Source organism: Roseateles asaccharophilus (assembly GCF_031458115.1).
GTDB classification, from domain to species: Bacteria; Pseudomonadota; Gammaproteobacteria; order Burkholderiales; family Burkholderiaceae_C; genus Pelomonas; species Pelomonas asaccharophilus_A.
Genome location: NZ_JAVDXV010000005.1, coordinates 223,335 through 237,912 on the forward strand (window position 1 = coordinate 223,335; position 14,578 = coordinate 237,912).

Annotated in this window: 13 protein-coding genes; 6 read left to right on the forward strand and 7 right to left on the reverse strand. The window is 69.6% G+C overall.

The window, feature by feature from the left end; genetic code table 11:
• The first annotated feature begins 3 nt into the window (after positions 1–3).
• A complete protein-coding gene (locus J2X21_RS14295; protein WP_310329691.1) occupies positions 4–966 on the forward strand; it encodes an aldo/keto reductase in 963 nt (320 codons plus the stop codon).
• Between the two features lie 284 nt (positions 967–1,250).
• Positions 1,251–1,604 carry a hypothetical protein gene (locus J2X21_RS14300; RefSeq protein WP_310329693.1) on the forward strand — a complete coding sequence of 118 codons (354 nt, stop codon included), beginning with the start codon at positions 1,251–1,253 and terminating at the stop codon, positions 1,602–1,604.
• On the opposite strand, the gene J2X21_RS14305 is transcribed toward J2X21_RS14300, so the two are convergent.
• From J2X21_RS14305 to J2X21_RS14325, 5 genes are read right to left on the reverse strand one after another with little or no spacing between them, the layout of a single operon-like run.
• The gene (locus J2X21_RS14305) at positions 1,601–2,125 is read right to left on the reverse strand and encodes a GNAT family N-acetyltransferase (protein ID WP_310329696.1); all 525 of its coding nucleotides are present in this window, start codon (positions 2,123–2,125) and stop codon (positions 1,601–1,603) included. The genes J2X21_RS14300 and J2X21_RS14305 overlap by 4 nt on opposite strands.
• Positions 2,091–3,149 (reverse strand): aminopeptidase, encoded by a 1,059-nt coding sequence (locus J2X21_RS14310; protein WP_310329699.1) that lies wholly within the window; start codon positions 3,147–3,149, stop codon positions 2,091–2,093. Before J2X21_RS14310 ends, J2X21_RS14305 begins: the two co-directional genes overlap by 35 nt.
• The gene (locus tag J2X21_RS14315) at positions 3,146–5,155 is read right to left on the reverse strand and encodes a molybdopterin-containing oxidoreductase family protein (protein WP_310329702.1); all 2,010 of its coding nucleotides are present in this window, start codon (positions 5,153–5,155) and stop codon (positions 3,146–3,148) included. The genes J2X21_RS14310 and J2X21_RS14315 overlap by 4 nt, the downstream gene beginning before the upstream one ends.
• A gap of 38 nt (positions 5,156–5,193) precedes the next feature.
• The gene (locus tag J2X21_RS14320) at positions 5,194–6,591 is read right to left on the reverse strand and encodes a sensor histidine kinase (protein ID WP_310329705.1); all 1,398 of its coding nucleotides are present in this window, start codon (positions 6,589–6,591) and stop codon (positions 5,194–5,196) included.
• Entirely contained in the window at positions 6,588–7,256 is a 669-nt protein-coding gene (locus J2X21_RS14325) for a response regulator transcription factor (RefSeq protein WP_310329707.1), read from the reverse strand. The genes J2X21_RS14320 and J2X21_RS14325 overlap by 4 nt, the downstream gene beginning before the upstream one ends.
• Before the next feature lie 75 nt (positions 7,257–7,331).
• Between J2X21_RS14325 and J2X21_RS14330 the strand changes: the two genes are divergently transcribed.
• The 4 genes from J2X21_RS14330 (at position 7,332) to J2X21_RS14345 (ending at position 11,659) form a co-directional block, all read left to right on the forward strand.
• On the forward strand, positions 7,332–8,579 hold the full coding sequence (locus J2X21_RS14330) for an ABC transporter substrate-binding protein (protein ID WP_310329709.1): 1,248 nt from the start codon (positions 7,332–7,334) through the stop codon (positions 8,577–8,579).
• 5 nt (positions 8,580–8,584) lie between these two features.
• Positions 8,585–9,637 carry an ABC transporter ATP-binding protein gene (locus J2X21_RS14335; RefSeq protein WP_310330061.1) on the forward strand — a complete coding sequence of 351 codons (1,053 nt, stop codon included), beginning with the start codon at positions 8,585–8,587 and terminating at the stop codon, positions 9,635–9,637.
• Between the two features lie 78 nt (positions 9,638–9,715).
• Positions 9,716–10,420, forward strand: a complete 705-nt coding sequence (locus tag J2X21_RS14340; RefSeq protein WP_310329711.1) for an energy transducer TonB — start codon at positions 9,716–9,718, stop codon at positions 10,418–10,420.
• A 159-nt stretch (positions 10,421–10,579) separates the two neighbouring features.
• Positions 10,580–11,659, forward strand: coding sequence for a porin (locus tag J2X21_RS14345; RefSeq protein WP_310329714.1), 1,080 nt, complete (start codon positions 10,580–10,582; stop codon positions 11,657–11,659).
• An 81-nt stretch (positions 11,660–11,740) separates the two neighbouring features.
• Here the strand turns inward: J2X21_RS14345 and J2X21_RS14350 are convergent, their stop codons facing one another.
• Both J2X21_RS14350 and J2X21_RS14355 read right to left on the reverse strand, forming a co-directional pair.
• Positions 11,741–13,228, reverse strand: coding sequence for a S1C family serine protease (locus J2X21_RS14350; protein WP_310329716.1), 1,488 nt, complete (start codon positions 13,226–13,228; stop codon positions 11,741–11,743).
• Positions 13,229–13,315: 87 nt separating this feature from the next.
• The gene (locus J2X21_RS14355) at positions 13,316–14,464 is read right to left on the reverse strand and encodes a YbdK family carboxylate-amine ligase (protein WP_310329718.1); all 1,149 of its coding nucleotides are present in this window, start codon (positions 14,462–14,464) and stop codon (positions 13,316–13,318) included.
• Positions 14,465–14,578 lie beyond the last annotated feature (114 nt).

Here is a 14,578-nt window from a genome sequence, read left to right on the forward strand (position 1 = left end):
GCCATGCCCTTCCCGCTGCCGCTGCAAACCCATCTCCGCGACGTCACGCCGCTGGTCTACGGCTGCATGGCCCTGGGCGGCGACTGGAACGGCGGCCCCGTCACCGAGGCCGACATCGCCCACGCCCACGCAGCCGTCGAGGCCGCGCTGGACATCGGCATCACGCTGTTCGACCACGCCGACATCTACCGCCGCGGCAAGGCCGAGACCGTGTTCGGCGAACTGCTCAAGCGCGACGCAACCCTGCGCGCGCGGATACGGCTGCAGAGCAAATGCGGCATTCGCTTCGCGGATGACACCCACGTGGGCCGCTTCGATTTCAGCGCCGCGCACATCGAGGCCAGCGTGGACGGCATCCTGCAGCGGCTGGGCGTGGAGCATCTGGACATCCTGCTGCTGCACCGCCCCGATGCGCTGATGGAGCCCGCCGAAGTGGCGCGCGCCTTCAGCCGACTCAAGGCGGCCGGCAAGGTGGGTCATCTGGGTGTGTCCAATATGCATGCCGGCCAGATGCGCTGGCTGCAGATGGCGCTGAGCGAGCCGCTGGTGGCCAACCAGCTGGAGATGAGCCTGGCCAAGCTGGACTTCGTCGATGCCGGCACCACCTTCAACGACCCGCAGGCGAACGCCAGGCCCGGCTGCATGGCCTGGGCCGGCACGCTGGAGTATGCGCAGCAACACGGCGTGCAGTTGCAGGCCTGGGGGTCGCTGGCGCAGGGACGGTTCAACGATGCGTCGGGCTCAGCGGCGGCCAAGGTCGTGCACGAGATTGCCGAGACACACCGCACGACGGCCAACGCCGTGCTGCTGGCGTGGCTGCTGCGACATCCGGCGGGGATTCAGCCGGTCATTGGCAGCGGCAATGCGGAGCGCATCCGGGCCTGCGGTGATGCGGTGAAGATCCAGCTGAGCCGGGACGAGTGGTACCGGCTGTATGTGACGGCGCGGGGGCAGGCGTTGCCGTGAATCGCCATACAGACAACGGCAAGTTCCTTGCCTGCTTTGCTGGCGAGGTTTGGGTGAGATGCATCCGATGCCATTTCCCCGGTTTGGTCGGCGCTGACCTTGAAGGCAGGCGCTGGCACGCGAGCTTCGAATGCGAAGAGTGCAATCTCTCGCTTGACTCGTCACGTGGCGATTGGGTTGGTCCAGTCGTTCATACCGGCAGGCGCCCTTGCGGTCACTGCGGGCACCAGTGGCTACAGCCGCGCATCAAGCAGACCGATTGGCCTCGTGAAGTAATCTCGTCCATGGAAGTCGACTGTGAGGCATGCAATCGCAAATCAGTCGTGGCGCTGAATGCCCATGTGCTTCTGGAGGGCACCGACTGCCTTGACCCTCACTTCGGCATGCCGCTTTGCCTCGTGGATACAGGCCGTCACGGTGCCGTGTGGGCATACAACGCGGCACACCTTCAAGTGATGAAGGCGCATGTTGATGCAACGCTGCGGGAGCGCGGTCTCAACGCCGGCAATGCGTCACTGCTCTCCCGCCTTCCTGGCTGGATGAAAGAAGCCAAGAATCGCGACGCGGTTTCTAGACGGCTGCGCAAGCTTGAACGCCAACTCGACGGGCTCGTTCGCAGCGCCGCGAGGTTAGTCTAGGTTCGCACCATCGGCTGCTTCGGATGCAGCCGCCCCATTGCCAACGCATCCACATAGACGCCGTCGCGCAGCGCATAGGCCCGCAGCCGGCCCTCGTGCTCGAAGCCATGCCGCTCGTACAGCCGGATCGCGCCCGCGTTGTCGTGATAGACGGTCAACTCGATGCGCAGCACCTGGGCCCAGTTGTCGGCGTAGTCCAGCAGCGCCGTCATCAGCGCATCGCCCACGCCCTGGCCGCGCGCGGACTTCAGCACCGAGATGCCCAGCATCATCGAGTGGCGGCGGCGCACCTGCGTGCCCGCCGGGTGAATGCCTGCGCTGCCGATGATCTGGCCGTCCCGCTCGGCGAGCAGCAGCATTTCCGCCGAGCCGGCCACGGGCGGCGCGCTCAGGCGTTGCTGCCAGACCTCCTCGTGGGCATAGGGCAGTTGCAGCAGGCCGGGAAAGATGTCCGGATCGGCCAGTTGCTGGGCCATCGCCGCAGCATCACTGGGTCGGGCGCGGCGCAGGATCAGTGTCATGGATGCCTCCCTCAAGGCCCCGCAATGTAGCCCGGCGCCGCTCGCGCGGCTCGGCCGCCAGCCGCTCCACCGCCGCGTGAAACTTCACCCAGTCGCGGGCCTCGCGCTCGTACAGCCGCTCGAAGGCCGGCACCAGGTCGTGGTACGCCGACAGGATGGCGTAGTTCGCGTTGTTGGCGCGCTGGAACCAGGCCTCGTAGCCCGGCGCCTCCTTGGCTGCGCGCTCGCGCAGTTCGGCCATCACGGCGGCCTTGGCGGCGGCTCTGGATGCGGCCGGACCTGAATAGATGGCCTGCAGCCGCTCGCGGCCTTCGCGGGCCAGCTTCAGGAAGGCGGCGCGGCGCTCGCGGCCGGCCTCGAAGGCTGCCAGCGCCTGCGGCTTGTCCGCCAGCCATTGGCGTGCGCCGATCAGCTCGACGGCCGTCGCATAGGCCTCGTTGAAGCCGGTGTCGTCGCTGACGTAGACGCGCTGGTGCGACAACTCGTGGAAGATCATCGCGGCCAGTTCGCCCTCGGCATAGCGGATGAAGGTATTCAGCAGCGGGTCGCCGCCGAGCATGCGGCTCCAGCCCAACGTGGAGTAGGCGGGAATGGCCTGCACCTGCACCTCCCAGCCCTCGGCCTTCAGCGCATCGGCCTGCTTGCGGGCTTCGTCCAGGTCGAACCAGCCCTGGTAGCCGGCGCAGCCCATGATGGGGTAGCACCAGGTCTTCAGCGTGAAGCCGAACTCCGGTGCGGCGATGACGTTCCACACCACCGCCGCGCGCTTCAGGTCTGCATAGCGGCGGTAGCTGTTGTTCTCGGGCAGGGCCAGCTTCGTGCTGGCGAAGTCGCGCATCTGCTGCGACAGCCGCAGGCGCGCGGCCAGGTCGGCGGGCGTGGCGGGGTCGGCCAGCCAGTCGTCCACCGGCTTGGCGGCGCGCACGACGCCCAGGTGGCCGCCGGCGGCCTGGCTCCAGTGGCCCACGGCGCTGCAGCCGGCCAGAGCCAGCAGTGACGCCAGCAGCAGCAGGCGCTGGGTCAAGCCGCTTCCACCTCAACGAGGCAGTCGTAGAAGGCCGGCGCGTTGCCCAGGTCGGTCAGGTGCTGGTGCGTGACCTCGTTGACGTTGGTGCCGTCCAAGCCCAGCTTGCGCCACCACACGCCCAGTCCGTTGACGACGCCGGGCCGGGCGCGCTTGCTGACCCTCAGCGTGGCGACATAGCGGCCGCGGTCGTTGAAGGCCGCCACGCGGGCGCCATCGGCGAGCTGGCGCGCGGCAGCGTCATCGGCATGCATCTCGATGATGGGCTCGCTCTCGATGTCGCGCAGGCTCTTCACGTTGACGAAGCTGCTGTTCAGGAAGTTGCGCGCCGGCGGCGAGATCATCGCCAGCGGGTAGCGCGTGGCCAGCTCGGGCGTGGTCAGCGCACTCTCGTAGTTGGGCACGTAGTCGGCGCCGGCCGCCTGCGCGCGCCCATTGGGTGTGCGGAAGCCGCCTTCAGCGAACGGCGCCTCGGCGATGGGCAGCGGCTGCCAGCCCTGCTCGCGCAGCAGGGCCATGTCGATGTTGGAGGTGAAGGCCTGGGCGGCCAGGTCGTCGTCGCTGTCCGAGAAGCAGGGGTCGATCAGCCCCATCGCGGCCGCCAGCTCGCGGAAGATCTGCGTGTTGGTCTTGGCCTCGCCCAGCGGCGCGACGGCCGGCTGGTTCATCAGCACGTCGGTGTGGCCGTAGCTGGTGTGCACGTCCAGATGCTCCAGCTGCGTCGTCGCCGGTAGCACATAGTCGGCCAGGTCGGCCGTGTCCGTCATGAAGTGCTCCAGCACGACCGTGAACAGGTCCTCGCGCTGGAAGCCGGCCACGACCTTGGGCGACTCGGGCGCCACCGCCACCGGGTTGCTGTTGTAGACCACGAGCGCCTGGATGGGCGGATCGGCCTGCAGCAGCGCGTCGCCGATGGTGCTCATGTTGACCATGCGCGGCGTGCGGCCGGCCAGCAGGTCGGGGCGTTCCAGGTTCGGGTTCTTGTAGGGCGCGTTCCAGCCCGAGGCCGACAGCAGCATGCCGCCGCTCTCATGCCGCCACGCACCGGTCAGGCAGGGCAGCAGCGCGATCAGGCGCACCGCATTGCCGCCGCCGCGCACGCGCTGCATGCCGTAGTTCAGGCGGATGGCGGCGGGTGCCTCCATCACGTCCCGGTCGCCGTAGTCGCGCGCCAGGCCGCGCACTTCGTCGGCGGTGATGCCGCAGACCTCGGCCACGCGCTCCGGCGGCCAGGCCAGCGCCTTGGCGCGCAGTTCGTCCCAGCCGTCGACATAGTTGGCGATGTAGTCCTGGTTCAGCCAGCCGTTCTGGATCAGCTCATGCATCAGGCCCAGCGCCAGCGCGCCGTCGGTGCCGGGCAGCACGGCGATGTGCTGGTGGCATTTGTCCGCGGTCTCGGTCTTGCGCGGGTCGATGCAGATGAGCTTGGCGCCCTCGCGCTTGGCCTGATTGGCATAGGTCCAGAAATGCAGGTTGGACGTGATGCTGTTGCTGCCCCAGATGATGATGAGCTTGGCACCCGCGAAATGGCGCGTGTGCATGCCCAGCTTGTGGCCATAGGTGGCGGCCAGGCCCGCGCCGCCGGCGGATGCGCAGATGGTGCGGTCCAGCCTTGCGGCACCGAGGGCATTCCACAGCCGACCGGCCATCGCCTCGCCCTGGATCAGGCCCATGGTGCCGGCGTAGCTGTAGGGCTGGATGCACTGAGGGTCTGCAATCGCCTTCAGCCGCGCCGCGATGTCGGCGATGGCTTCGGCCCAGCTCACCTGCACGAACTGCGGCGCCTCGGTCTTCTTGCTGATGCGCTTGAGCGGGTGCAGCAGGCGCTCGGCGTGATACGTGCGCTCGGGATAGCGCGAGACCTTGGTGCACAGCGCGCCATGGGTGTTGGGATGCTCGGCGCGGCCTTGCACCTTGATGACGCGTTCGTTCTCGACGGTAACCTGCAGCGCGCAGGTGTCGGGGCAGTCGTGGGGGCAGGCGCCGTGTACGGTGCGGGTGGTCATGGCTGTTGCTTTGTGGGCAGAGCCTCGATTGTCGCCAGTCAGGGCGGACTGGGCCGGTACAGGGGCAAGGTCAATCGAGCGATACAACCTCGCGGCGCCGCAGGCAACAGTTGCGCACTGCCGCCATGCTGCTCCGCGATCTCGCGGACGATGGCCAGGCCCAGGCCGCAGCCCTCGCCATGCGCGGCGCCGCGCACGAAGCGCTCGAAGGCGCGCTCGCGCAGGGACGGATCCAGGCCGGGGCCGTTGTCCTCCACGTCCAGCCACAGGTCGTCGCCCACGCGGCGCAGCCGCACGGTGATCGCGGCACCTGAGCCGGCATAGCGAACCGCGTTGTCGATGAGGTTGACCAGTGCCTCGCGCAGCAGCAGTTCCACGCCCTGCACCTGCAAGCCCTCGTCGGGCAGCTCCACACCCAGATCGCAGCCGGCGGCCAGCGCACGCGGCACCTGCTCGGCCGCCACGTCCCGCACCAGCCGCACGCAGTCCACCGGCGCCCAGCCCTGTGCCGCCACCGCCTCGGGCTCGGCGCGCGCCAGCACCAGCAGCTGTGACACCAGCCGCGCGCCGCGAACGGCACTCTCGTGCACACGCTCCAGCCGCTGCCGCAGCGCCGGATCGGTCGCTTCCTGCAACGCCAGCTCGGTCTGGCTCTTCAGCCCCGCCAGCGGTGTGCGCAGCTGGTGGGCCGCGTCGCTGATGAAGCGGCGCTGCGCCTGCAGGTTCTGCTGCACTTGGTCCAGCAGTTCGTTGACGGCGCCGGCAAGCGCGCCGACTTCGGGCGGCGCGGCGCGCAGCTGCACCGGGTCCAGCGCGTCGGCGCGTCGGCCCTGCATCTGCGCCTGCAGCTCGGCCAGCGGCCGCAGGCCGCGGCGTATGCCGGCCCACACGCCCACGCTCATCAGCGCGATCAGCAGCGACAGCGGCAGCGCCGTATCCAGCAACATGCGCCGCGCCAGCAGCTCGCGCGGCGCGCTGGAGCGGGCGATCTGCACGCGCAGCGTCGCCTCCGCGGCGCCGGCGGCGGCCAGGTGCAGGTCCAGCGACACGACGCGCATGGGTTCCGGCACGGTGGCATCGAAGTACAGCGGCTGCCCCAGCGGCGCACTGTGGGGCGGCGCGGGCATGCGCGCATCGCCCAGCAGCAGCTGGCCCGGCGGCGAGCTGACCATGTACATGACGCGGTCCTCAGGGTCGGCGGCCAGGATGTCCTGCGCGGAGGGCGGCAGGTCCACGAACAGGCCGCTGGCCGTGGGCCGGATCTGGCGCGCAAGCGCACGGGCGGCCTGCAGCAGCGACGCGTCGGTCAGCTCATCGGCGTGGCGCGTGGCCAGCCGGTAGGCGCCGAAGGCGGCCACGACCCATAGCACGATCTGCGGCAGCAGCAGCCACAGCAGCAGTTGCCGGTGCAGCGAACGACCGGCGATCCGCTTCAAGATGACGCGGCTTCGAGCAGATAGCCCAGCCCGCGCACGGTGCGCACGGCCAAGCCCGAGCCTTCGAGCTTCTTGCGCAGGCGGTGGATGTAGACCTCGATGGAGCCGCCGCTGGCCTCGTCGCCATCGCCGCTCCAGGCCTGCACGATTTGCGCCTTGGTGACGACGCGGTCGCGCTCCGCCACCAGCAGCTCCAGCAGCGCCCACTCGCGCGGGCTCAGCTCCAGCGCCTGGCCCGCCACGCTGGCGCGGCGCGCGGCGCGGTCCAGCGTCAGCTGGCGCAGCTGCTGCGTCTGCGTGGCCGGCCGGCTGCGGCGCAGCAGCGCCTGCAGCCGCGCCTCCAGCTCGGGGAAGTCGAAGGGCTTGGTCAGGTAGTCGTCGGCGCCGGCCTGCAGCCCGGCCACGCGGTGCTCCAGCGCGTCCAGCGCGGTCAGCACCAGGATGGGCAGCGTGCGGCCGGCGTCGCGCACACGCTTCAGCACGGTGAGGCCGTCCACCAGCGGCAGGCCCAGGTCCAGCACGGCGATGTCGAAGTCCTGCTTCTTCAGCAGGTATTCGGCCACGGCACCGTTCTCGGCCCACTCGACCTTGAACGCGGCGTTCAACAACTGCTGCTGCAGCGCGTCGGCCAGCACGGGGTCGTCTTCGGCAAGCAGCAGGTTCATGGCGCGACTGTAGCGGCGGCCGCGCTCATGGTTAATACGATATTAAGACTATTAATAATCAGTAATGATGCCGGCATGCTCTCTCCGCGCATGCTGGCCCCTGCCCTGCTGTTCGCTGCGTGCGCCGCTGTGGCCGCGCCAGCGGCGGACGTGGTGCATTGGTGGACCTCGCCCGGCGAGACCGCCGCCAAGCATGCGCTGGCCGATGCCTACCGCGCCGCCGGCGGCCAGTGGCGCGACCTGGCCGTGACGGCGTCCGAGCAGGCGCGCGCCGCGGTGCTGCAGCGCGTGGCGGCGGGCAACCCGCCGCTGGCGGCGCAGTTCAACCCGTCGCGCAGCTTCCAGCGCCTGGCGCGCGAGGGCCGGCTCACCGCGATGGACGACGTGGCGCGCGATGGCCGCTGGGCCCAGGTGCTGCCCGCCGTGCTGCTGGATGCGGTGCGCATCGACGGCCACATCTACGCGGTGCCCATCAGCATCCACATGCCGGCCTGGTTGTGGAGTTCCAAGGCCGCGCTGGCCAAGGCCGGCGTGAAGCAGGAGCCGCGCAGCATGGACGAGTTGTTCGCCGCGCTGGACAAGCTGCAGGCCGCCGGCCTGATCCCGCTGGCCCATGGCGGCCAGCCCTGGCAGGACCGCGCGCTGTTCGTCGCGATGCTGGCCAACCAGGGTGGCCGTGAGCTGTACCTGGCCGTGCTGCGCGACCGCGACCCCGCCGCGCTGCAGGGCGACGCGCTGCGCGACGTGCTGGTGAGCTACAAGAAGCTGCGCCGCTATGTCGACAAGGCCTCGCCCGGCCGCAGCTGGGCCGACACGACCGCGCTGGTCGCCAGCGGCCGCGCGGGCCTGGCCTTCATGGGCGACTGGGCCAAGGCCGAGTTCCTGCAGGCGGGCCTGCAGCCGGGGCGCGACTTCGGCTGCACGCCGGGCCTGTCGCCGCGCGCGCCCTACATCGTCGATGGCGACGTGCTGGTGTTCCCCAAGGACCGTGATGGCTCCGCCCGCACCGCGCAACAGCTGCTGGCCCGCGTGGCCACCGCACCGGCCACGCAACTGGCCTTCAACGCGCGCAAGGGTTCGGTGCCCGTGCGCACCGATCTGGACACCCGCACGCTGGACGCCTGCGCGCAGATCGGCGCGACCGCGCTGCGCGACGCCGGCCGGCTGGTGCCCAATGCCGAATCGCTGCTGACGCCCGAACAGCTGACGGCGCTCGAACGTGCCGTCAGCGATTTCTGGAACCGCGACATTCCCGCACAGACGGCGCAGCAGACGCTCGCCGGCATCTTGACGCTCAATACCGACAACAGGAGACAACCTTGACCCGCGTGCACATCCAGGACCTCGACATCCGCTTCGGCAACCACGAGGTCATCAAGGGGCTGGACCTCGACGTCAACAGCGGCGAGTTCCTCGTGCTGCTGGGCCCGTCGGGCTGCGGCAAGTCCACGCTGCTGCACACCATCGCCGGGCTGAACCCGGTCAGCGGCGGCAGCATCCACATCGGCGACAAGGACGCCACACACGCCGAGCCCAGCCAGCGCGGCGTGGGCATGGTGTTCCAGAGCTATGCGCTGTACCCGACGATGACGGTGAAGGAGAACCTGGCCTTCCCGCTGAAGATGGCCAAGACGCCCAAGGCCGAGCTGGAGAAGCGCGTGGCCGCGGCGGCCGACATGCTGCAGCTGGGCCCGCTGCTGGACCGCCGGCCCGGCCAGCTGTCCGGCGGCCAGCGCCAGCGCGTGGCCATCGGCCGCGCCGTCGTGCGTGAGGCCAAGGTGCTGCTGCTGGACGAGCCGCTGTCCAACCTCGACGCCAAGCTGCGCACCGACCTGCGCCGTGAGCTGAAGCTGCTGCACAGCCGCCTGGGCAACACGATGATCTACGTGACGCACGACCAGGTCGAAGCAATGACGCTGGCCACCCGCATCGTCGTCATGCACCAGGGCGTCATCCAGCAGATCGGCACGCCGGCTGAGGTCTACGACAAGCCGAAGAACCTGCTGGTGGCGGGCTTCGTGGGCTCGCCGGCCATCAACCGCATCGAGGGCCAGGTGGGCGAAGGCGGCCGCTTCGTGTCGCCCGCGCTGACGCTGCCGCTGCCGGCTGCGCTGGCGTCGCGCCCGCAGGGCGAGGTGCTGACGCTGGCCGTGCGGCCGGAGAACGTGCAACTGGGCGCGGGCCGGCCCTTCACCGCCGAGATCCAGCTCGTCGAGCCGCTGGGCAACCAGCATGTCGTCTGGATGCGCAGCGCCGGCACCACCGTGTCGGCCGTGCTGCCGGGCCAGCCCGAGGTGGCGGACGGCGCCCAGGTCAGCTTTGGTTTCGATGCGACGAAGACGCTGTGGTTCGACGCCGCGGGAGACCGCCTGGAGGTCTGAAGGGGCGGGGCCGGCACGGCAATTGCGAGACTGTCATGAAAAGCTGCTGCAATCGCCGGCCCCTGCCGAACCCCAACCATGCCCTCACGCTCCAGACTGCTGACCACCCTGTCGCTGGCCCTGCCCTTGCTGGCCACGGCGCAGATCAGTCCCGCCGCGCTCACGGCGGCGGAGGAACGCGCACAGCGAGAAGCGGAGCGGGTGTTCAGCGTCATCAAGTTCCACACCATCCGCAGCAAGCCGGCGGCGGACGCGGGCGCCAGCAAACCGCGCGCACCCGCCAAACCTGCGGCGCGCACTGACCGGCCCGCCCAGGCCACGCCCGCACCGGCCATCGCCGCAACGCAGCCAACCGAGCCCGTCACGCCCAGCCCGGCACTCGCGGAGACCGTCGCCCCGAAGCAGGAGGCCACGGAGCCCGCACCCGGCACCTGGCAGGCACCACCCGCCGCCACGCTGCCGCGCGAAGAACCCGTCAGCACTCCGCCCGCTGTGCCGGCTGAACCGGACGACGACGACCCCGACGAGGCACCGCTGCGCATGCAGCATTTCGTGGCGCCCGTGCTGACGCCCGACGTCCAGGCCACGCTGGGCGCCGGTTCGCGCAATGTGCGCGTGCGCCTCACCGTGCAGCCCGACGGCAGGGTGAGCCAGGCCGAAGCCGCACCGGGCGTGCCGCGCCGCCTGGCAAGACCTGCCACCGAAGCCATCCTGCAATGGCAGTTCGCGCCGCTGCCGCAGGCGCGAACGGCGGACGTGGACATCGCGTTCCGACGCGACTGAGCCGCGCGAACGTTAACGCGGTGCCAGCGCGCCATTGAAGACGAATCCGGAACAGTCCGTTCCGGCGTCGCGGTCTTTTGATCTCCGGTCCATCCCCGATGTGCCGGCCTGTGAGCGGTCACCCACCGGTGACCCGACAGTTGATCGAAAGACCTGACCATGAAGACCAAGATCCTTGCCCTGTCCGCGCTGGCCCTGGCTGCCAGCTCCGCCGCCTTCGCCCAGTCCAGCGGCCCTCAGGTGACGCTGTACGGCATCCTCGACGCCAACGTGCAGGTGCTGGACGGCGCGGCGCGCCAGACGCGCGTGCAATCCGGCGGCCTGTCCGGCTCGCGTTTCGGCGTGCGCGGCAATGAAGACCTCGGCGGCGGCCTGCGCGCCTTCTTCACACTGGAGTCCGGCATCAATGTCGATGACGGCACGTATGGCCAGAACGCGTTCTGGGGCCGCCAGGCCTTCGTCGGCCTGGGCACGCCCTGGGGCAAGGTCTCGCTGGGCCGGCAATACGGCAGCATCTACACGCTGACCAACGAGTTCAGCCAGTTCTCCAACGTCGGCACCGGCGCCAGCACGGCCGTCATCGGCGGCTTCGGCGGCTATGAGCCGGTGCGCGGCGGCAACGTCTCCGCCGCTGCGAACGGCGGCCCGGCGCGCGTCAACAACTCGGTGAAGCTGGAAAGCGTCAACTACGGCGGCTTCAGCGCCGGTGCGCTGTGGGGCATGGGCGAGGTCGCCGGCGGCACGACCGACAACCGCGTCGCCGACATCTACGGCCGGTACACGGGCCACGGCGTGGACGCGATGGTCTCGCTGGTGGACGACAAGGCCGACGCGCTGGGCCAGAACCTGCGCACCGTGTCCGCGGCGGCAGCCTACGACTGGAACAGCTTCCGCTTCAATGGTGGTGTCATGCAGGTCGACGACCGCAGCGCGGCCGACCGCGACGGCCAGGGCTACTGGCTGGGCGCCAGCTACCGGCTGGGCCAGCACCTGTTCAAGGGCCAGTACGTCGAAAGCAAGAACGACGGCGCGCTGGCGGACGGCAAGACCCAGGCCTTCGGCGTGGGCTACCAGTACGACCTGTCCAAGCGCACGGCGCTGTACAGCTCGGTCACGCGTTTCAAGAACGACGGCGTGGGCTATGTGAGCCGCGCGGCGGGTGCCATCCCGGCGGGCCTGACCACGGTGAACGACCGCAACCTGACGGAAGTCGTGGCCGGCATCCGCCATAGCTTCTGAGCACCGGGACTCCCAGGACGCGGATCCTCCCGCCGCGTCCCTTGGCCCACCCGGACAGGGTGGGCCTTTTTTGCTTGGCGCTCAGCGACCCCAGACCTTCAGCAGCTCGGGAGAGCCCTGAGCACGGATGCCGTTGTCCTCCAGGATGGCCTGCGTGGCCTCAGCCACCTCGGCGCGTGTGAGCACCAGCGTGTCCGGCCCTTCGCCGGCGAAGCCGAACACGACGAACTCGCCTTTCGCGTCGCGCAGCAGCTCGACGAGATGCACCAGGTTCTTGACCGGCGTGTCGTTCACCTTCTCCACCACGCGCAGCATGGGGTTGGTGTAGCCGCGCGAAATCTTGTGGGACATCAGCGGCGAGCTGACGAACACCAATTGATGACCGGGGAACGCCGGGCGTTCGTTCAGCTTCGTCACCAGCGGGTTGCCGGCGCGGGCCGCACCCAGGGCACCTGCGCCAAGGCCGCTGATCTGCTCCACCGTGGGCGTGGAGAACACCAGCGGGCCGTAGATGAAGTAGGGCGGAAACTCGCCCTTCAGCGAGATCGGCACCAGCAGGTTGGGCTCGTTGCGCACCGGCACCTGCAGCGTCACGCTCTGGCCGCCGCGCAGCACGCGCATGGGCACCGTGCCGTTCTTGGCCAGCTTCTGCAGCAGATAGGGCGCGCGTACGCGCAGCTGCTCGCCGATGCGCACCATGCCTTCGTCATCCACCGGCACGTCGCCGACATGGGTCAGCACGTCCCATGGCTTGAACGGGTTGCCGGGTTCGGGCAGCGGGTCGCTGACCAGCACGCCGGTCTGGCCCTTGGGCACCTTTGCGAAGGCCCGCAGCGCCGGGTTCTGCAGCGGCTGCATGCTCTGGAACAGCGCCGGCTTGCCGTCGTAGCGGCCGTCGGCGATGTCGGCCAGGAACAGCTCGACCTCTTCGTTGGGGATGATGTAGCCGATGTTGTCGCCGGAGCCCAGGCGCGCGAAGGTCAGGCCGATCATCTCCTCGCCCGCCAGCGCCGGCCCGCCGCTGTTGCCGGGGTTGACGGCCGCGTCGATCTGGATGCGCAGGCCCGCCACCGCCGCGTTGTAGCCGGTGAACTCGATGCGCGACACGATGCCCTTGGTGATGGACAGGCCAGAGCCGCCCGTGGGATAGCCGTAGGCCATCACGGCGTCCTTGACCGCGGGCAGGTGCGAGGCCCGCTTCAGCGGCGGGCGGCTGTCGAAGAAGGACTCGTCCTCCAGCTTCAGCACGGCCAGGTCCATGCCCGGCGCGATGAACTCGACGCGCGCGCCTATCTTCTCGCTGGACTGGTTGCCCTGGATCTGCACCTGGCTGGCATACAGCACCACGTGCGCGTTGGTCAGGATGCGCCGGCCCTCGATGACGACGCCGCTGCCGGTGGATTCGCGCGGCGCGCTCTTGCTCCAGGGGCGCACGAGATCAGGCAGGCGCGATGTGGTGAAGATCTTCACGACGGAGTTTTCGACGCTGGCGGGCACGTCGGCGGCATGGGCGGCTGCGGCAGCGCACAAAGCGATGCCGGCGAGAAAGGCGTGACGGATCAGTGACATGAACGAAGGCGGCGCCAGGGCCGGGTTTGGACTGCGCAGAGTATGGGGCCGGCTGCACGGCATGGCCGCGCCCCGACCGGTGGCCATCTACCCGCGCAACTGCTTGCACACAGCCGCGGAGTACGCGGCCAGAGTCTCGGTGTCGGGTGCGCCGCCGCTGGGCAGCTCGCCGCTGGGCGACAGGCCGATCCACAGCGCGCGCATGCGGGCATGGTCTTCCTCGCCGGCCAGGCCGTCGGCCAGCGCCTGCAGCGCGGCCTGGTCAGTGGGGGTGGGCCGCTCGGCGGCGATGCGCGCGCACAGGTCCAGCGCCCAGTCGCGCCCCGTCACCCAGTCGGCGCGTACGGGGTCGAACAGGCGCGCCTGCAGGCCGTCGCGGCAGGCCAGAAAGCGGCTGACCTTGCCTTCGGTCACGTGCCGGCGCGGCTGCGGCAGTTTCAGCGTGCCCGCGAGCGCCAGTGCGGCGATGGCGCGCGTGAACGCGGCGAGGTTGACGGCCTTGTCCACGCTGAGAGGTGTGTCGAACACGCGCACTTCCACCGTGCCGAACTCGGGCTTGGGCCGCACGTCCCAGTAGATGTCCTTCAGCGTCTCGGCGATGCCGGTGGCGCACAGCTCGTGCACCAGCGACTCGAAGTGCGCCCAGTCGAACAGGTGCGGCATGGGGCCGCCATGCGGGTAGACCAGCGGCTCCAGCGGCCGGCAGGCGGCGAAGCCCGAGTCGCCGTGCTGCAGGAAGGGCGACGCCGCGGCCATCGCGATGAACAACGGCGTGTGTGCCTGCAGCACATTGGCCACGCGCAGCGCGGTTTCGCCGTCGGGCATGCCCACATGGACATGCATGCCGTAGGTGGAGAAGCGCTTGGGCAGAAAGCCGAAGCGCCGGTCCAACACGTGGGCGCGGTCCGTGGCGGTCAGGATGCGCTCGTTCCAGAACTGCGCCACGTGCGTGCCGCCACCGCGCACGGCCAGTCCCTCGGCCGAAGCAACGTCCTGCAGTTGCCCGACCAGAGCGTGCATCTCGGTGCGCAGCGCCTGAGCATCGTGCTGCACCGACGAATTCATCTCGATGGTGGAGCGCGTCGCCTCCAGCGCGTAATGCCGGCCCTGCGGCGTCTCTTGCAACTGCTGGCACAACCTCGGCGCAGACGCCGACAGCTGGCCGGTCGAAGGGTCGACGATCTGGAGTTCCAGCTCCAGGCCGAGGGACAGGGCTTCTGACGGGGCGAACTGCATGTTGAGCTTCGGGAGAGAACAGTGGGCAAGCATAGGCCGAATGTCCACATGCACCCGGCTGCGGCCACCGGCAAACTGCATGCCCGCCAGAACGTCCTCTTCCTATCCGTCGGT